Annotated in this window: 19 protein-coding genes; 9 read left to right on the top strand and 10 right to left on the bottom strand. The window is 33.1% G+C overall.

All coding sequences use genetic code 11. The annotated features are described in order from the left end of the window. The 4 genes from HOG88_RS09380 to HOG88_RS09365 form a co-directional block, all read right to left on the bottom strand. The coding region (locus HOG88_RS09380) for an aminotransferase class III-fold pyridoxal phosphate-dependent enzyme (protein WP_295005515.1) at positions 1-1,181 on the bottom strand (1,181 nt) is incomplete at its 3' end. A 52-nt stretch (positions 1,182-1,233) separates the two neighbouring features. Further along, a complete protein-coding gene (locus tag HOG88_RS09375) occupies positions 1,234-2,508 on the bottom strand; it encodes an ATP-binding protein (RefSeq protein WP_295005513.1) in 1,275 nt (424 codons plus the stop codon). A 10-nt stretch (positions 2,509-2,518) separates the two neighbouring features. Next, positions 2,519-3,049, bottom strand: coding sequence for a heme NO-binding domain-containing protein (locus HOG88_RS09370; RefSeq protein WP_295005511.1), 531 nt, complete (start codon positions 3,047-3,049; stop codon positions 2,519-2,521). A 119-nt stretch (positions 3,050-3,168) separates the two neighbouring features. Further along, positions 3,169-3,975, bottom strand: coding sequence for an HlyD family secretion protein (locus HOG88_RS09365; protein ID WP_295005510.1), 807 nt, complete (start codon positions 3,973-3,975; stop codon positions 3,169-3,171). Between the two features lie 118 nt (positions 3,976-4,093). Between HOG88_RS09365 and HOG88_RS09360 the strand changes: the two genes are divergently transcribed. Next, entirely contained in the window at positions 4,094-5,032 is a 939-nt protein-coding gene (locus HOG88_RS09360; protein ID WP_295005508.1) for a chemotaxis protein, read from the top strand. 245 nt (positions 5,033-5,277) lie between these two features. Here HOG88_RS09360 and HOG88_RS09355 read toward each other — a convergent pair whose 3' ends face one another. The 3 genes from HOG88_RS09355 to HOG88_RS09345 are packed head-to-tail and all read right to left on the bottom strand — an operon-like array spanning position 5,278 to position 8,640. Next, a complete protein-coding gene (locus HOG88_RS09355; RefSeq protein ID WP_295005506.1) occupies positions 5,278-6,603 on the bottom strand; it encodes a sodium ion-translocating decarboxylase subunit beta in 1,326 nt (441 codons plus the stop codon). A 4-nt stretch (positions 6,604-6,607) separates the two neighbouring features. Continuing rightward, a complete protein-coding gene (locus HOG88_RS09350; protein WP_295005504.1) occupies positions 6,608-8,407 on the bottom strand; it encodes a biotin/lipoyl-containing protein in 1,800 nt (599 codons plus the stop codon). Between the two features lie 8 nt (positions 8,408-8,415). Continuing rightward, positions 8,416-8,640, bottom strand: a complete 225-nt coding sequence (locus HOG88_RS09345) for an OadG family protein (RefSeq protein ID WP_295005502.1) — start codon at positions 8,638-8,640, stop codon at positions 8,416-8,418. Between the two features lie 152 nt (positions 8,641-8,792). Between HOG88_RS09345 and HOG88_RS09340 the strand changes: the two genes are divergently transcribed. From HOG88_RS09340 to HOG88_RS09330, 3 genes are all read left to right on the top strand, one after another. After that, complete coding sequence (locus HOG88_RS09340; protein ID WP_295005500.1) at positions 8,793-9,083, top strand: DUF3817 domain-containing protein; 291 nt, start codon at positions 8,793-8,795, stop codon at positions 9,081-9,083. Between the two features lie 61 nt (positions 9,084-9,144). Further along, on the top strand, positions 9,145-9,441 hold the full coding sequence (locus HOG88_RS09335; RefSeq protein ID WP_295005498.1) for a hypothetical protein: 297 nt from the start codon (positions 9,145-9,147) through the stop codon (positions 9,439-9,441). A gap of 8 nt (positions 9,442-9,449) precedes the next feature. Then, positions 9,450-9,620 (top strand): hypothetical protein, encoded by a 171-nt coding sequence (locus HOG88_RS09330; RefSeq protein WP_295005496.1) that lies wholly within the window; start codon positions 9,450-9,452, stop codon positions 9,618-9,620. Positions 9,621-9,622: 2 nt separating this feature from the next. On the opposite strand, the gene HOG88_RS09325 is transcribed toward HOG88_RS09330, so the two are convergent. Together HOG88_RS09325 and htpG are read right to left on the bottom strand one after the other, a co-directional pair. After that, on the bottom strand, positions 9,623-10,108 hold the full coding sequence (locus tag HOG88_RS09325) for a hypothetical protein (protein ID WP_295005494.1): 486 nt from the start codon (positions 10,106-10,108) through the stop codon (positions 9,623-9,625). A gap of 87 nt (positions 10,109-10,195) precedes the next feature. Then, on the bottom strand, positions 10,196-12,091 hold the full coding sequence (htpG, locus tag HOG88_RS09320; protein ID WP_295005492.1) for a molecular chaperone HtpG: 1,896 nt from the start codon (positions 12,089-12,091) through the stop codon (positions 10,196-10,198). A 123-nt stretch (positions 12,092-12,214) separates the two neighbouring features. On the opposite strand from htpG, the gene HOG88_RS09315 reads away from it, so the two are divergent. Both HOG88_RS09315 and HOG88_RS09310 read left to right on the top strand, forming a co-directional pair. Continuing rightward, on the top strand, positions 12,215-12,526 hold the full coding sequence (locus HOG88_RS09315) for a hypothetical protein (protein WP_295005490.1): 312 nt from the start codon (positions 12,215-12,217) through the stop codon (positions 12,524-12,526). A 3-nt stretch (positions 12,527-12,529) separates the two neighbouring features. After that, entirely contained in the window at positions 12,530-14,473 is a 1,944-nt protein-coding gene (locus tag HOG88_RS09310) for an ABC-F family ATP-binding cassette domain-containing protein (RefSeq protein ID WP_295005488.1), read from the top strand. A gap of 46 nt (positions 14,474-14,519) precedes the next feature. Here the strand turns inward: HOG88_RS09310 and HOG88_RS09305 are convergent, their stop codons facing one another. Next, the gene (locus tag HOG88_RS09305) at positions 14,520-15,869 is read right to left on the bottom strand and encodes a class II 3-deoxy-7-phosphoheptulonate synthase (RefSeq protein WP_295005486.1); all 1,350 of its coding nucleotides are present in this window, start codon (positions 15,867-15,869) and stop codon (positions 14,520-14,522) included. 153 nt (positions 15,870-16,022) lie between these two features. On the opposite strand from HOG88_RS09305, the gene HOG88_RS09300 reads away from it, so the two are divergent. The 3 genes from HOG88_RS09300 to HOG88_RS09290 all read left to right on the top strand — a co-directional run. Then, positions 16,023-16,220 carry a hypothetical protein gene (locus HOG88_RS09300; protein WP_295005484.1) on the top strand — a complete coding sequence of 66 codons (198 nt, stop codon included), beginning with the start codon at positions 16,023-16,025 and terminating at the stop codon, positions 16,218-16,220. Further along, entirely contained in the window at positions 16,210-16,881 is a 672-nt protein-coding gene (locus HOG88_RS09295; protein WP_295005482.1) for a CvpA family protein, read from the top strand. Before HOG88_RS09300 ends, HOG88_RS09295 begins: the two co-directional genes overlap by 11 nt. 6 nt (positions 16,882-16,887) lie before the next feature. Further along, positions 16,888-17,344: Fur family transcriptional regulator (locus tag HOG88_RS09290; RefSeq protein ID WP_295005480.1), on the top strand; the 457-nt coding region annotated here is incomplete at its 3' end.

The raw sequence follows: 17,344 nt of genomic DNA, 5'->3' as shown, positions 1-17,344 counted from the left end.
TATATAGCAGACATAACAGTGTTAAGGGCTTTAAAACCTGCATCAATTTCCTCTTTAGTTATCGTAAGTGGTGGTAAGAAACGCAGTGTGTTACGTCCAGCTCTTAAAAGCATAACTCCATTTTCTCGTGAATTATTTATGATCTTTGCTAAGGTATCACTATCTACAGTACGTAGACCACACATCATTCCGATACCTACTTTTTGAGTAAACACATCTTGATTTGCATCAAAGAATGTTTCTAGTTTTGTGTTAAAGTACTTAGAAGTATTTTCTAATGCTCCATTCTCTTTAAGCTCATTTAGTATATCTACAACCTCACAAACAGCAGTTGCACTTAGATAATTTCCTCCAAAAGTAGAACCATGGTCACCTGCACTTAGTACATGTTTGAGAGTTGTCATAACTATTCCAACTGGAACACCACCACCAACACCTTTTGCAAGAGTAATAATCTCTGGTTCAATGCCATACACTTGACTTGCTGTAAACTCACCTGTACGGTAAGCACCAGTTTGCACTTCATCAATTATAAGTGGAATATGCTTTTCTTTAAGAAGCTTTGCTAGGGCTTGAACCTTTGCTTTATCCTGTGGTTCAACACCACCTTCACCTTGAATAAGCTCTATCATAACAGCTGCTGTATGATCATCTAAAAGTGCCTCAATGGCATCCATATCATCAGCATAAACAAAACCATCTGGAAAAGGTCCAAAGTAGTTATGCATTGATTCCTGTCCTGTTGCTTTAACAGTTGTTATAGTACGACCATGAAAAGAATGCTTCAGTGTTATAATTTTGTAACGTTTAATCTCACCATCGCGTTCACCATGCTTTCTGGCTATTTTTATTGCGCCTTCATTTGCTTCAGCACCACTGTTACCGAAGAAACATGCCATGTCATAACCACTAGCTTCTACTACTTTTTGAGCTGCGTTTGATTGAGCTGCCATATAGTAAAGATTAGAAATATGTGTAATATTGGAGAGTTGTTTAGTAAGTGCTGCGTTTACTCTAGCATTTGCATGACCAACACTAACAACACCTATACCTGAAGTGAAGTCAATATATTTTTTGCCATTTGTATCTGTAAGTGTCGCGTTTGAAGCAGTTACAAACTCAACATCAACACGTCCATAAGTCTGGAGAATATATTTTTTATCTAACTCTTGTGTATTCATAATATACCTGTTTAATTTTAGTTAATTATATCTAAAATCAGGTTATTTCTTTTTATAAGTACTCATTTAAAACCTGAATAAGCTTATCTACATCTATTGGTTTTGCAAGGGTACTATTCATACCCGATTGAATAAACTCTGCTTGCTCATCTTGCATTACATTTGCAGACAGTGCCACTATTGCTATCTCTTTATTAAATTCTCGTATATTTTTAGTGGCTTCTGTTCCACCCATAATCGGCATTTGATTATCCATTAGAACAAGTCCATAGTCTCCTTCTATAACAGCATTAATTGCTTCTACACCATTAAAAACAACATCATACTCTACATTAATATCTTCGAGTATTATCTCTAGTAACATGATATTTGTTTTATTATCCTCAACAATAAGCATTCTTTTTTGATACTCTTCTTTTGGTTTTATACTCTGTTCACCTTGATTCTCAGCTTCATGAGAAGTTCTTACTGGTATATTAAATCCAAAACAACTTCCCTCGCCTTTTTTACTTCTAAATATTATTTTTCCATTCATGAGTGAAATTAGTGCTACTGAAATAAAAAGTCCTAGTCCAGTTCCTCCATAGTTTCTTGTTGTTCCTGAATCTTCTTGTTCAAAAGCTTTAAATATACTCTCTTGAGCAGATTCTTCTATACCAATTCCATTATCAACAACTTCTATCAGTAAATTATTTGTATCTATAGAATAATCTACTTTTACATTAACTTTACCATTCTGCTCAGTAAACTTAATAGCATTAGAAATAAAATTTGAAACTATTTGTAAAACGCGAGTATCATCAACTAATAGAAACGAAGGAAAGTCATCACTAAATTTCACTTCAAGAGTTATATTTTCCTCTGCTGCATTATTCCCAAAGAGAGAAATAAGATGTTCAAGCTTTGTCTTCATGTCCACTGAAATTATAGATATAGTAAACTTTCCACTTTGGATTTTAGAGATATCTAAAATATCATTGATAATTTGAAGTAAGTTTTTCCCACTTGAGCTCATAATTGCTAAGTATCTATCAAAATGCTCTTTCTCATAGATACTATTACTCATCACTTCTAAAAATCCAAGTATGGCATTTATTGGTGTACGTATTTCATGAGACATATTTGAGAGAAAGTCACTTTTTGCTTGAGAAGAAGCTTTTAAATCTACAAGAGTCTTTTCTAGTTCTTCGGTTCTTTCTTTTACTTTTAGTTCAAGGCTTTGGTTTAACTCCCATAGTTCTAAACTTTTTACTTCAAGAAGTTCTTCTGATTCTTTTCTCGAATTTCTTTCCCGAAATAAAATTCGCTTAAACTGCTCATCATTCATTATTATCTCTTTATGCTATCTTTATTGTAAAGAGGACTCTTGTATCATCACTTGCATCCATCGTAATATCTGCATTTTCATTAAAATATGTTGCTGCACCTTGTAAAAGGCCTTTTGCAAGATGATGAAGTTTTTTGCTAGATATATAGTAAAACTGAACAGTTTTTTCTTCATTTTTTACGATTTCAAACTTAGGAAGTTCTACATCAGGGTATAACTTTTTAACTTCAACATGAATATAATTTTCAACTTCTGGAATAAAATGTAAAAGACTCTGTTTTTCTACTAAATGAGGAAAAGATTTAACTAGTTTTGAGAAAAGATGTTCACCAAAAACTTCAAGTAAGTCGGGAATAGATACACCGGACTTATTACTTAATGAAACAACAACTTTTAGAAGTTCTGAAAATTGGTAATTTCCTGTTGCTGCATAAGTACCATCATTTTCAAGTTTCGACTCCATAATAACATCATCAAGTAATTCAAAACCAAACTTCTCTTCAATAAGTTCAAATAATTCTGTAAATATCATTCCCTTCATTCTATCAAGCCTTTTTTATAATATAAACTATTATATTAAAAAAAAATTAAAGAGTTATTAAACTATAAAAACTTATATACATCAATGTTTAGAATTCAAAAGAACAGGATTTATGCTTACTAGTCACCTTTAAACTCTATTTTTACGAGTTGAGAGAAGATTTTTGGTGCTTTAATAATTATTTGAGCCTTATATTTAGAAATATTTACACTATCTGCTAAATTTAAAATTCTTGAAAGTGTGTATGTAGTCTTTAAATCATCTATATAAATGATGCTATTTTTAGAAAATTCTACATTCTCTTTATCAAGGTATATTGTTAGCAATGCTTTAGATGTATCAACTAATGTAGCGAGTTTCGCCGATCTAGTAACAACCTGTCCTACTTTTACATCCAAGGAGTAGAGGGTTAGACCTTCACCTTGTAAGTTTTTATCTTTAATACTTCTTTGAAGTTGTGATTTTCTCAATTTTAAGTCAGAGATCTGCATTTGTATTGTGTTTATCTCTTTTTTTGTGTTTAAGTAACTATTTTCACTATTTATCAAGTCATAAAACTCTCTATCTTTTTCAAGTTTTGACTTTATTTTTAAGAGTTTTATTTTTTCATAGTTATCTCTTTTTTTCGCTAAAGATTCTTCTAAGTTTAGAACTATTTTTTTATTTGACTCTAAATTTTGTTCCGAGTAAAGCAACTTTTCTTTTGTATACTTTAACTCATTTTCATCAAGCTCTGAGTCAATCTCTATATAAGTCTTAGTGGTAAGTTTCTTTCCAAGCATACTTTCATCAATAAATCTAACTAAGCCTTCTACATTCGCCGATATATTTCTTACTTCAAAAGGTTCAACCTTAGAATAATAAACATTAGCATGCAATGACAATGAAACTAAAAACATATAAATAAAAAATTTAAAAATAAACATAATTACAAAAATCCTTTCTCAATTAAATACTCTTATTTTAACATTACATTATTAATATTCAAGGGTATTTCATTATCTTTTTGGTATTATGACATAATATATAATTAAAGGTTTTTTAATGTCCATCTTAGATAATGTCGATGCTGCTACAAATCTAGCAAAAAATAATGAACTGCAACTTCTCGTTTTTAGAGTAAACCATAAAAATGATTCTGCTTTTTATGCTATCAATGTATTTAAAACGAAAGAAGTTGTTGAAGTAAAAAACCACTTTATAACACAGATTCCTGCTTCTCATACGCTACTCGAAGGCACAATTATTCTTCGTGGAGTGCAAATTCCTATTTTAGACCTTCCTTCTTGGCTTGGAAATAAACTTTCTAAAAAAAGTTTAGAAAAAACTAACATACTCATATGTGACTTTAATGGTATAACTATTGGTCTTAGAATTATGTCAGCATTTAGAGTTATAAAAAAGAACTGGAACGAAATGCATGCTCCTGATAGCTATAGACTAAAAGAAGATGGTGTTGTTATGAATGATACAAGACTTGAAGATGGCACCTTATGCCTTATCCTAGATTATGAAAAATTTCTTGCTGAAGTTATTCCTCAAGCAATGGTAGATGTTTCAGCAGATACTGCAAGTTTAGAGCATTTTCTAATACCTGACAAACTCAAATATGGAATAGTTCTTGTTGCAGAGGACTCAAAAACAGCACAAAGACATATGATTCAAATTTTTAGAAACGCTAATATTAAAATGAAAATATTTGATAATGGTAAAAAACTTGTTGACTATATAAGTGAGCTGGGAGAAGATGCTCTTCAAGTTCCTGTAATTGTTACAGATATTGAGATGCCTGAAATGTCCGGATTTACTGTTATTAGAACACTCAAAGAGAACCCTTATGCAAAAGATATTCCCATTATTGTTAATTCATCAATGACAGGACAAAATAACAAACGCGAAGCTGAATCTTTAGGTGCTCGTGGATTTATAGATAAGACAAAAAGCCATAATATTATTAAATTAATTGCTTCGGTAATGGACTAGATTAAACACCGATAGACTACCCTACTTTAACTCTCATGATATTCATGGGAGTAAATTCTTTTCCCAAACAATCAAGTCAAACTAATCAAAAGTCATAATATAAACAATTATAAAAAGAGCAAGACAGAAGTAAAAAAGTTTAAAGAGTGATGTAGTTTGGGTATTTCATAGTGAGGAAGTGTACTATTGTACACGACGAGTGTAGCAATGCACAAAATGCATTGCTACTTGAACTTTATACCAGATTACTGGAATAAAGAGATTAAAACTCCAGCTGCAACAGCTGAACCTATAACACCTGCAACATTCGGACCCATTGCATGCATTAAAAGCATATTTGTACGGTCGTACTCCATACCGACTTTATTTGATACACGAGCTGCCATAGGAACTGCTGATACTCCAGCTGAACCAATAAGTGGGTTTATCTTGTTTCCTGGGAAAAGATTCATAATCTTAGCCATAATAACACCCGAAGCTGTACCAACTGAAAATGCAACAATACCAAGTGCCATAATAAACATAGTATCAGGAACTAAGAACTGGTCAGCTGCTAGTTTAGAACCAACACCAAGACCTAAGAAAATAGTTACTGTATTTATAAGTGAGTTTTGAAGAGTATCGTTAAGACGCTCAACAACACCTGACTCTTTTAAGAAGTTACCAAACATAAATGCACCAATAAGTGGTGTAGATTCAGGTAAAACCATAATAGCAAGAGTTAAAACCATAACAGGAAACACTAACTTTTCTAAACGTGAAACATGACGGAGTGTAGTCATTTTAATACGACGCTCTGTATCACTTGTTAATGCTTTCATAATAGGAGGTTGAATAATTGGAACCATCGCCATATATGAATAAGAAGCAACTGCAATAGCACCTAAAAGTTCTGGAGCAAGTTTTGTTGCGATAAAGATAGATGTTGGACCATCTGCTCCACCAATAATAGAAATAGCTGAAGCTTGCTGAAGAGTAAAGTCAACAAATCCAAACTGTGAAAGTGCAACTGCACCTACAAGTGTTCCAAAAATACCAAACTGAGCAGCTCCACCAAGAAGTGCTGTCTTAGGGTTTGATAGAAGTGGACCGAAGTCAGTCATAGCTCCAACACCCATAAAGATAATAATTGGAAACATCTCGTTAGAGAGTCCCATTCCATAAATAACACCTAAGAATCCATGGTCTCCAGCGATTCCAGCAACTGGAATATTAGCTAGAAGCCCACCGAAGGCAATAGGTAAAAGTAAAAGAGGCTCAAACCCTTTCTTAATTGCTAACCAAAAAAGAAAGAAAGTAAGAAGAATCATAAGAACACGACCCCAAGACTTATGGAAGTTACTCATAGGCTTACCATCAGAGCTTAGCTCATCTGGATCAGGATGAAGTATCGCGTTTACACCCGTAGATGCTAAAAAACCAGTTATCATTTCTGAGAATGGTTTTACTTTATAATTCTCTTCTTTATGTGTTTCTAATGATACATTGGCAGAACCATTGTCATTAGCAAGTACATTTGTAAAAGAGAAAAACATAAATAATGCAAGTAGTTTTAAAATAAATAATTTCATTCTATTAACCTATCACTGCTACTACTTGACCTTCTACAACTTTATCATTTGTAGCAACATTGATTGAGTTAAGTTTACCAGTTCTAGTAGCTACAACATCAATCTCCATTTTCATAGACTCTAGAATCATGATAACATCACCATCATTCACCATATCACCTGGATTAAGAATGATTTTCCAAACACTACCTGGAAGAAGAGCTTTAATCTCTAACTCATCAGCATTTAAAGATGGAATTGGAGCTGAAGTATTTGCACTTACACTCTCTCCATTAACTGCTGTTACTTGAATGTTTGCATCACCCTCAGCAACTTGAACACTAAATTTTTGACCGTCTACTACTACTGTATAATTACCGTTACCCATTGAATCATCTCCACAATCTTTTTTCATTTCTGATATTTTACGTACGTTTAACTCGCCCTTTCCTTGTAGAAATGCGATACCTTTTTCTTGACATGCGGCAGCAATGAAAATATTTTCTTCTGTAATCTCAATACCTGCTGCTTTAAGTTCATCTATAGCATGCTGAAGAGACTTAGTTGGATCAGCATCTGCTAAATCAATTGCATTTTCAGTAGTTGGCTCTAAACCCAACTTTTCTGAAGCAATTTTTACAATTTCTGGATCTGGAGCAACTGGCGTTTTACCGAAGTAACCAAGCACCATTTTTCCATATCCTGGTGCTATTGCATTCCAAGGACCTTGCATTACATTGTTAAGTGCTTGCTGGAAGTAGAACTGAGAAACTGGTGTTACAGATGTACCATAACCACCTTTTTCAACTACTTCTTGCATTGCAGCAATTACTTCAGGAAATCTATCCATAATACCATTATCACGCATCATTTGAGAGTTTGCAGTAAGTGCTCCACCAGGCATAGGAGAGAATGGAATCACAGGAGAGACCATAGTCGCTTCTGGTGGCATAAAGTAATCAGAAAGACAGTTTTGTAACTCTTTTTCATAAGTAAGTATTTTACCTATTTCAAGTCCACCTAAATCAAAGTCCATACCTTTAGTGGCATGAAGCATAGTTAAGATATCTGGTTGAGATGTTCCACCACTAACAGGAGCAGCAGCCATATCTATACCATCAATACCAGCTTCTAATGCAGCCATATAAGCAGCAACAGAAACACCAGCAGTTTCATGAGTATGTAGGCGTAAATGAGTACCTTCAGGAACTAAACCTCTAGCCATTTTAATAGTTTCAAAAACTTTTTGAGGGTTTGAAGTACCAGATGCATCTTTAAAACAGATACTATCATAAGGAATTCCAGCATCTAGAATACCACGAAGAGTTTTTTCATAAAACTCAACATCATGTGCACCATGGCACCCTGGTGGTAAATCCATCATAGTTACAACAACTTCATGCTTAAGACCATGATGAGATATTCTTTCACCTGAGTATTTAAGATTCTCAACATCATTAAGTGCATCGAAGTTACGAATTGTCGTAGTTCCATGTTTTTTGAACAGTTTTGCATGTAGGTCGATAAGTTCTTTAGAACCAGTGTCTAACATAACTGTATTTACACCTCGTGATAAAGTTTGAAGATTTGCATCTGGTCCTACAATATCACGAAATTTATCCATCATTTCAAAAGCATCTTCTCTTAAATAAAAATAAAGAGATTGAAATCTTGCACCACCACCAAACTCAAAGTGATTTATTCCTGCCATTTTTGCAGCTTCTACGGCTGGAAAAAAGTCATTCATTAGTACGCGACCACCATAAACTGACTGGAATCCATCTCTAAAAGTTGTATCCATTACATCTATAAATTTCTTAGCCATTATTATCCTTATCCCTGCTTATGTTGAGTAATTGCACCGATGACGGCAGCAATTATCTTATTGTTATTTTTTTTAACTGGTGCAGCTGCACTAACATGTGCTTCTGGAAAAAATTTATTAATAAAAGATGACATAAAACTCATGCTTATGATCATTATAATTAAGAATATAAATACTGTACCCATTCCTAGGCCCATAAATTTAAATCCCTCTAATATAAGGTTAGCTTCCATAAAATTACCTTTGTTCAAAATTTGTTGGGTTAGTATAGTATAAAGATGTTTAAATTATGTTTTTATGCTTTATATACTTTCTATTATTAACTAAATTGTTACTTTTTAGTTATATACTTCGGGCAAAATAAATCTGATATATAAGAGAAAAAATGATTAAAAACAGTGTAAAAAAGCTCGGTCTTATAAATACTATGGAAGGCTATTCTTACTTAGCACTTCTTTTTATTGGTATGCCTTTAAAATATTACATGGACTTTCCTGTTGCCGTTAAAATATTTGGTATACTTCATGGTGTTTTATTTGTTACTTTTTGTCTTCTACTTCTTACATCATGGCAAAAAACAAAATGGAAATTTAGTGAGAATATAATATTTTTCTTAGCTGTACTTATTCCATTTGGAACTTTTTTTACGAGCAGAAAGATACAAAGTTATGAATAACAAAAGTATTTTTTGCTAAACTGCCAATTGAATTAAATATTACATAAGGAATTTTATAGCTATGATTATAGGTATGTTTGAACAAGATTTTATAGCATATATCATTTTTGGTCTTATCCTAAACTTTGTATTTTCTATGATGTTTGGAATCTACTTATCAAATAATATTGGCTTAAATGAAATGGTCCGCTCAAAAGGGGATAAAGAGCAACCTATCCTTGTAAAGCTGAGCCTACTTGTACCCTTTGCAAAAATGTTTATCACTCTTTATCGTGTTTCAATTTTGCAAATCTATTTCTTAAATAAAGGTCATACACATAAAGAATTTTGGGTCTACATGACACATAATGAGAAGTAGGGAAATTTTTGAATGATTTTAAATTAAAACTTATTTTAACTGTGTTAGCTGGAGTTGTATTTTCATTTATATTTATAATTTTAGCATTTGCTTTACCCACTAAAGAGAGACAAGCTGCCTTTGTGCCTAAAGCAAAAGGAAAACTACAAATCATCTCTCATTCTTTTAATAAAAAGTAAAACTAAAAAGAACTTTTTACTTCTATTAATTTTATAGTATTAAATGCACATTTAGGGTTTATACGTACGGCCGATGCTTGAAGAACTTCTATACAAAGAAAAAGATATTCTAACTCATCTTTATTCATTAAATCATCCAGGAGTATCACTGCATCTTTAATGCGTAAGTTTCGAGCGACACCTAGGTTTTTATGAGCTAAGTCTCTTAACTCTGTATAGTCAAGTTCTTTTTTAGCATCTTTTGCATTTTGAAGTTTATAAATCATATGTTCAAACTGCACAATTGCTTTAATTATTTGACTAATATAATCTTCAAGAAGCTGATCCATCAGCTCTTCATCAAGTCCAAGTTCTTCAAGAGCTTCATTATTTGAATAATTATATTCTGTTTTAAAAAATGATTTGTATACTTTATTAGCATTCTTAACAAAATCACGAAGCTCAATATTTTTGTTATTTTGTCTTTCGATTTTTTTATCTAAATCCATAAACATAAGATAACATTATTTATCTGAATATGAGCAAAATTAAGATGTATGAGGGAAATAAGTGCGAGGAAAACACTTATTGTAAAGCTATATAGCCTTTGAAATCACTCTATTTAATCTTGTAATAAAATCTTTTGTGTCACTTAATTCTTGACCATCAAAAAGTTTTGCTTGTTCAAGTAAAATAAATGCAGCATCACTAACAAGGTTAACATCCGATGAATCGTTAAGTTTCTTTATAAGTTCATGGTTAGGATTAATCATGAAAATAGGTGCTGGTTCTGGAGTATCACCACCTTGACCCATTTGTTTCATCATCTGAGCCATCATATAAGAAGGATCTTCTTTATCTACTTTAATAGCGACTGGAGAGTCTGTAAGATCAGAAGTAGTTTCAACTGATTTAACAGCATCCCCTAAAGTGTCTTTAAATGCTTTTGCAAGACCTTCATAAGTTTTTGCAACTTCTTCTTCGTGTGCTTTCTCGTCTTCACTCTCTTCAAACTTTGCATCAGCAACAGGAACTAGCTTATACTCTTTATAATCAGTCACCATTGGGAAAATAATAGTATCAACTTCTTCATTAAGTACTAAAACATTGATTCCCTTAGTTTTAAATCTTTCTAATGCAGGAGAAGCCTTTAGCATCCCTAATGAACTTTTACCAGTAATATAGTAAATTTCTTTTTTCTCGTCGTCTATATTTTTAACAAAATCTTCTATCATTACTGTTTCATCAGAATTCATAGTATTAAACTTCATTAGCTCTAAAATTTTCTCACGGTTATCAAAATCGCTATAAAGACCCTCTTTTAAAACATTTCCAAATTCTTTGTAAAATTCTTCATATTTAGCAGAATCTTTTTTAGACATTTTTCCAAGTTCTGAAAGTACTTTTTTTACAGATGACTTTTGTATCTTTGTCATTACTGCGTTTGATTGTAAAATCTCACGAGAAACATTAAGAGGTAAATCTTTAGAATCAATCACACCACGAAGGAAACGCAGATATGTTGGCATTAACTCTTTCTCATCATCAGTAATGAAAACACGGTTAATATAAAGCTTGATACCAGTTTGGTAGTCAACTCTGTACATATCCATAGGAGCTTTAGAAGGGATGTAAAAAAGAGTAGTATATTCAACTGCACCCTCAGCCTTGTTATGCATCCAAGTTAATGGCTCTTCAGATGAATGTGCTATCGAGCTATAAAAGTCTTTATACTCATCATCAGTAACATCTTTTTTAGCCATTGTCCAAAGTGCATTAGCACGGTTAATTTGTTCGTTTTCTATATCTGTACGAGATGGTTCAATTTCTTCTTTACCTTCATCATCCATAACTGCAGAAATATGCTTTTCTTTATCCATAAATATTGGAAATGGAATGTGGTTAGAGTATTTTTTAATAATAGAATCAATTCTATGAGTTTCTAAAAACTCATCTTCATCATCATTAAGGTACATTACTATAGTTGTACCGTGACCATCTTGAGTTGTATTTTCAATGTCAAACTCGCCATCGCCTTTGCTTGTCCACAAAAATGCTTGGTCTTCACCAGCTTTTTTAGTTGTCACTTCAACTCTGTTTGCAACCATAAAACAAGCATAAAAACCAACACCAAATTGACCAATTAGGTTAGAATCTTCTTTTTGATCACCACTTAGGTTTTCTAAGAAAGCTTTAGTTCCTGATTTCGCAATCGTACCAAGATTATTCATTAAATCTTCTTCGTCCATACCAACACCAGAGTCTTTAAGTATTAAAGTTTTTGCTTTTTTATTGGCAACTATGTCAATACGAGGGTTAAACAACACATCTTTATACTTTTCATCCGTTAAAACTAACATGTTTAATTTATCAAGTGCATCTGATGCATTTGATACTAACTCACGAACGAATATCTCTTTATTTGAATAAAGTGAGTGAATCATCAACTGTAAAATTTGATTTGCTTCCGTTTGAAACTGATGTTTTGCCATTTTTATATTTCCTTGCATTTATTATATTTTAGGAATTATAACAAAGATTTGTTAATCCTAACTATAGCTATAAACAAACCTTAGTCAATACCTATATTTAACCTATTTAGCTATAATAACACTATGAATGATGATTATATAAACTCTATTGAAAAAACACCAACACTCTCTACTAAAAAATGTAAAATCATCTCTTTTTTATTGAAACTATTTTTACAGTTCACTACATACATCGTAGGGCTAGTAACTCTATATATATATGATTATTTCATTGCCATTGCATCCATGCTACTAAGCTATATAATAGTTGGAATTATTCGAGCAAAATTAAGAAATAGTGTAATACCTAAATCTCAACAAGAATATAAATATAATGACAAAGACATAGCAGACTGGTACACAGCCAGAGAGTTATGCATAGAAATCAAGGATTAATAATTGGCACTAATAGACCTACAAAACGTCTCTAAACACTACTCTGCACAAACGATACTCACAGAAGTAAATTTTCATGTCGATGAGGGTGCAAGAATTGTTATAATCGGTAAAAATGGAAGTGGTAAATCTACTCTTATGAAGATAGTCCATGGCTCGCTAGCACAAGATAGCGGTAACCGAATCACTAAGAACAATCTTGAAATAAAGATGCTTGAACAGCGTCCAAATTTTGTTGAAGGGCATAACGTTCGCCAAGCGGTAGAACATGGGCTCAATGAGTTAAACGCAGCCAAAGAAAGATACAATGAACTCTCAATCTTACTTGGAGAGGATTTCCAAAATCAACTACTTTTAGATGAGCATGAAAACCTTTCTCGTTACATAGAACACCATAATGCTTGGAACTTAGATGATAAGATAGAACGAATCATTCAGAGTTTTGACCTTAAGCGCTATGAAGACAAACCCATAACACTTCTTAGTGGAGGAGAGCAACGCCGTGTAGCCCTCGCCTCTTTACTTTTACAAAAGCCTGATATTCTACTTCTTGATGAACCTACCAATCACCTTGATGTATATATGGTGGAATTTCTTGAAGAATTAATTTTAAAAGAAAAATTCACTCTTGTTTTTATTTCTCACGATAGATATTTTATAGATAGCATTGCAACGAAGTCTATAGAAGTTGATGACTGTGCATTAAAAGAATACACTGGTGGTTACTCCAACTATCTAGTACAAAAAGCTGAGTATATTCGAACACTTCAAAAGCAACATGATAATCTACTTGGCGTTTTAAAACGCGAAAATGAATGGTTCGCTCGTGGTGTTAGAGCTCGGCTTAAACGAAATGAGGGAAGAAAAGAACGACTTATGAATCTTCGAGAGGATGCTCAAACTAATCCTGCAAAAATTAGAAAAATGTCAGTTGAACTCCAACGTGAAGCAAAAAGTTTTAATGGAGAAAAAAGTATTAACAAGCAGAAAATGCTTTTTGAAGTTAATGACTTGGGCTTGCAGCTTGGGGACAAAGAACTCTTGAGAGACTTTACAACAAGAATTCTTCAAAAAGATGTTATCGCCATAGTAGGGCCAAATGGAAGTGGAAAATCAACACTGCTAAGAGCTCTTTTAGGACGGGTGGAACCTACTCACGGCGTTATTAAACGCGGTGAGTTTAAAATAGGCTACTTTGATCAACACCGTGAAATGCTTGATGATGATAAAAACCTTATAGAAACATTCTGTCCCAATGGTGGGGACAGAGTAAGTGTGAGAGGAAGTGACCTACATGTTTATGGTTACCTTAAAAATTTCCTCTTTCCAAGAGATTTTTTAGAGAAAAAAGTTGGTGTACTGAGTGGTGGTGAAAAAAACCGTGTTGCTTTAGCTCTTTTATTTACCAAAGATGTAGATATACTCATACTTGATGAGCCTACTAATGATTTAGACATTCCTACTATCAACATTTTAGAAGAACAACTTACAAACTTTACCGGAGCTGTAATAATAGTCTCTCACGATAGATACTTCGTAGATAAAATTGCTAAAAAACTCTTTATATTTAAAGAAGATAAAACAATAGAGGAATCACATCAACAGTATAGTGAGTACTTAGAACTTGAAAAAGAAGTTAAACAACTCTCACACATGGAAGCAGAGTTCAAAAAAGAGACAAAAGTAATCACCGAGATAAAAGAAAAAACAAAAATAATCAAACTCACATTTAAAGAAAAAATAGCACTTGACACACTTCCAAAAGAGATAGATGCTCTTGAATTACTTATAGATGAAAAGAATGAATGCCTTGCTCAGCCAAAGTGCTATGAAGAGATAGGAATAGCTACTGTAGCAAAAGAACTCGCTGACTTAGAAGAACAGTATGAAGTTAAAGTAGAAGCACTTCTACTTATACAAGAGAAAGAAGAAGCTATCAATTCTTAAGATGCTAAATTGTGTAATAGAGTTTTTCTAAACTCTATTTCTTTTACTAATTTTGTGCATCTTTTAAACTATCTGCAATAAGAAATGCTAATTCTAAAGCTTGGTCTGCATTTAGACGTGGATCACAATGAGTATGGTAACGAGAAGATAAATCTTCTTCAGTTACTGTAAAACTACCACCGATACACTCAGTAACATTTTTACCTGTCATCTCTAAGTGAACACCACCACCAAAAGTACCCTCAGCTTTATGAACAGCGAAGAACTCTTTCATCTCAGTAAGAATGGAATCTACTGGACGAGTTTTATAATTTGTAGAAGATTTAATTGTATTTCCATGCATTGGATCACAAGACCATACTACCTTAAGTCCTTCTCTCTCAACTGCTTTTATAAGTGCAGGAAGACCATCACCAACTTTTCCAGCACCCATACGCACAATAACATTTAGTCTTCCAGCTTCATTCTCTGGATTTAACTTATTTGCTAGTCTTACTAAGTCATCAGGATCCATTGTGGGTCCAGCTTTAACCCCAATAGGATTTTTAACACCACTTAGGTACTCAACATGTGCACCATCAAGTTGACGTGTTCTATCACCTATCCATAACATATGTGCTGATGTATCATACCAATCACCTGTTATAGAGTCTTCTCTTGTAAATGCTTCTTCATATGGAAGTAAAAGTGCCTCATGAGATGTAAAAAAGTCTGTCTCTCTAAGTGTTCTATGTGTTTTTGAGTTAACTCCACATGCTTCCATAAAAGTTAAAGAACGCTCTATGTCTTCTGCAAGTTTTTCATACTTCTTGCTTACTTCACCTTGATGTGCAAAGTCTAGAGTCCACTTATGTACTTGGTGTAAGTCTGCTAAACCTCCAGATGCAAATGCACGGAGTAAGTTTTGTGTCGCTGATGCTTGGTTATAAGCTTTTATCATACGTTCAGGATCTGGGATACGAGCTTTCGCTGTAAACTCAGAACCATTAATGATATCTCCTCGATATGAAGCTAACTCAATACCATCAAATGTTTCAGTATCACTAGAACGTGGTTTAGCAAACTGACCAGCCATACGACCTACTTTAACTACGGGCACGCCACCTGAGTAAGTCATAACAACAGCCATCTGCATTAAAGCCTTAAAAGAATCACGAATATTATCAGCATGAAATTCACTAAAACTCTCAGCACAATCTCCACCTTGAAGTAAAAAAGCATTACCGTTGGCAACATTTGCTAACTGATTTTTAAGTGAACGAGCTTCGCCTGCAAAAACAAGTGGTGGATAGTTTTTGAGTTCTGCTAATACTCTGTCTAAATTTGCCTTATCTGGATAAGTTGGTTGTTGTAAAATTGGTTTTTCTCTCCAACTTGATGGACTCCAAGTGCTCATATGAATGCCTTATGTAATAATTGTTTTTGCGATTTTACCTTAATATACATAAAATAATGTTTAGAGATTAGTGTTTAGCTCAAAAAAAGAATACAAAAGTTTTATTTATGCTTATAATTGTATAATTAGCAAATATATAAAAACGGGATAGACATGAAAAAAGATGATGAAATTTCTACATTAGCAGATGTTAAAGTAGCTTTTAGAAATAAATATGAAGACACAAGTGAACGTTTTGCTGAAATTCAAGAGCATATGACAGACGAAGTGAAAAGAGCTAACAAAGTGCTATACCGTTCTAAACAAAATGGTGAAAATCAAATGAAAACGGAACTTACTTATGGAAATTAACTATTTTGACATTATTGCAGCAAGCATAATTTTACTACTTGGATTAAAAGGTATTCTCAATGGATTTTTTAAAGAGGTCTTTGGTCTTATTGGAATTATTGGTGGTATTTTTATAGCCTCTCGCGTTGGAGAAAGCGTTGGAGAGTATTTAAATACTCTCATATTTAACTTTGCCTCACCTTCAGCTGTCAACTTTTTAGGCTTTATCACAACACTCTCAGGGTTCTGGATTTTAATGGTTATTCTTGGAGCTATTTTTAAAAAACTTAGTTCATTAAGTGGTCTTGGTATTTTTGATAGAATCCTTGGCTTTATTTTTGGAGCAAGTAAATTTTTTCTTATCGCTTCAGTTATAGCTCATGCCGCGTTTAATGTTCAGTCAGTTAAATCAAGTATGGAATCTTTCATGCAAACTAGTTTCTTATTCCCAGTAATGGTAGAAGCTGGTGCATTTATTATGAAAATGGATCCTGTCCTAATTAGTGATGATATTAATAGTACTATCGATAAAATTGAAGAAGAGATAAAAACAACAACAGAGGACGTTACACAAGAAATTATAATAGAACATGTTGATGCAATAAAAGATGCCGTAACAGAGAAAGTAACAGAGAAAGTAAAAGAAACAGTCAAAGAAACAGTCAAAGAACAGGTTGAGTAGTAAACTATGTCAAATGTAACAACAAACTTTAAAGATAGAACTGTAGAGTATGAACAACTTTTAGAAAGTTTTAAAGAACTTCTCAAAAAGAATAATCTGAAGTTCACAGTTCAAAGAGAAGTTATCCTTGAGACACTATACAACTCAGATGCACATCTTACTCCTGAGGCACTACATCATCTCCTTCAAGATAAGCATCTAGACCTAAAAACTGGAATAGCAACAGTCTATAGAACGTTGGCCCTTCTTGAAGAATCAGGGGTCGTAACATCCCTCTCTTTTGGAGCACAGGGAAAAAAATATGAGCTTGGTGCAAAAGAGCATCATGATCATTTAATCTGTACAGAGTGCGGTAAAATAACAGAATTTGTCGATGAAGAGATAGAAAAACGTCAACATTTCATAACAGAAGAACTCGGTTTTAAAATGAAAGACCATTCCATGCAGATATATGGTACTTGTT

The organism is Sulfurimonas sp. (genome assembly GCF_018698455.1).
Classification (GTDB): Bacteria; Campylobacterota; Campylobacteria; order Campylobacterales; family Sulfurimonadaceae; genus Sulfurimonas.
The sequence above is the reverse complement of the archived record's forward strand: the minus strand, read 5'-3'. Positions and strand labels throughout refer to the sequence as shown.

Excerpts from the sequence above, each read along its gene's own strand:
- HOG88_RS09325 (WP_295005494.1), bottom strand. The coding sequence starts at position 10,108 with ATGGATTTAGATAAAAAAATCGAAAGACAAAATAACAAAAATATTGAG.
- HOG88_RS09305 (WP_295005486.1), bottom strand. The coding sequence starts at position 15,869 with ATGAGCACTTGGAGTCCATCAAGTTGGAGAGAAAAACCAATTTTACAA.
- HOG88_RS09345 (WP_295005502.1), bottom strand. The coding sequence starts at position 8,640 with ATGGAAGCTAACCTTATATTAGAGGGATTTAAATTTATGGGCCTAGGA.
- HOG88_RS09370 (WP_295005511.1), bottom strand. The coding sequence starts at position 3,049 with ATGAAGGGAATGATATTTACAGAATTATTTGAACTTATTGAAGAGAAG.
- HOG88_RS09360 (WP_295005508.1), top strand. The coding sequence starts at position 4,094 with ATGTCCATCTTAGATAATGTCGATGCTGCTACAAATCTAGCAAAAAAT.
- HOG88_RS09340 (WP_295005500.1), top strand. The coding sequence starts at position 8,793 with ATGATTAAAAACAGTGTAAAAAAGCTCGGTCTTATAAATACTATGGAA.
- HOG88_RS09315 (WP_295005490.1), top strand. The coding sequence starts at position 12,215 with ATGAATGATGATTATATAAACTCTATTGAAAAAACACCAACACTCTCT.
- HOG88_RS09365 (WP_295005510.1), bottom strand. The coding sequence starts at position 3,975 with ATGTTTATTTTTAAATTTTTTATTTATATGTTTTTAGTTTCATTGTCA.
- HOG88_RS09300 (WP_295005484.1), top strand. The coding sequence starts at position 16,023 with ATGAAAAAAGATGATGAAATTTCTACATTAGCAGATGTTAAAGTAGCT.
- HOG88_RS09335 (WP_295005498.1), top strand. The coding sequence starts at position 9,145 with ATGATTATAGGTATGTTTGAACAAGATTTTATAGCATATATCATTTTT.
- HOG88_RS09350 (WP_295005504.1), bottom strand. The coding sequence starts at position 8,407 with ATGGCTAAGAAATTTATAGATGTAATGGATACAACTTTTAGAGATGGA.
- htpG (WP_295005492.1), bottom strand. The coding sequence starts at position 12,091 with ATGGCAAAACATCAGTTTCAAACGGAAGCAAATCAAATTTTACAGTTG.
- HOG88_RS09375 (WP_295005513.1), bottom strand. The coding sequence starts at position 2,508 with ATGAATGATGAGCAGTTTAAGCGAATTTTATTTCGGGAAAGAAATTCG.
- HOG88_RS09355 (WP_295005506.1), bottom strand. The coding sequence starts at position 6,603 with ATGAAATTATTTATTTTAAAACTACTTGCATTATTTATGTTTTTCTCT.
- HOG88_RS09295 (WP_295005482.1), top strand. The coding sequence starts at position 16,210 with ATGGAAATTAACTATTTTGACATTATTGCAGCAAGCATAATTTTACTA.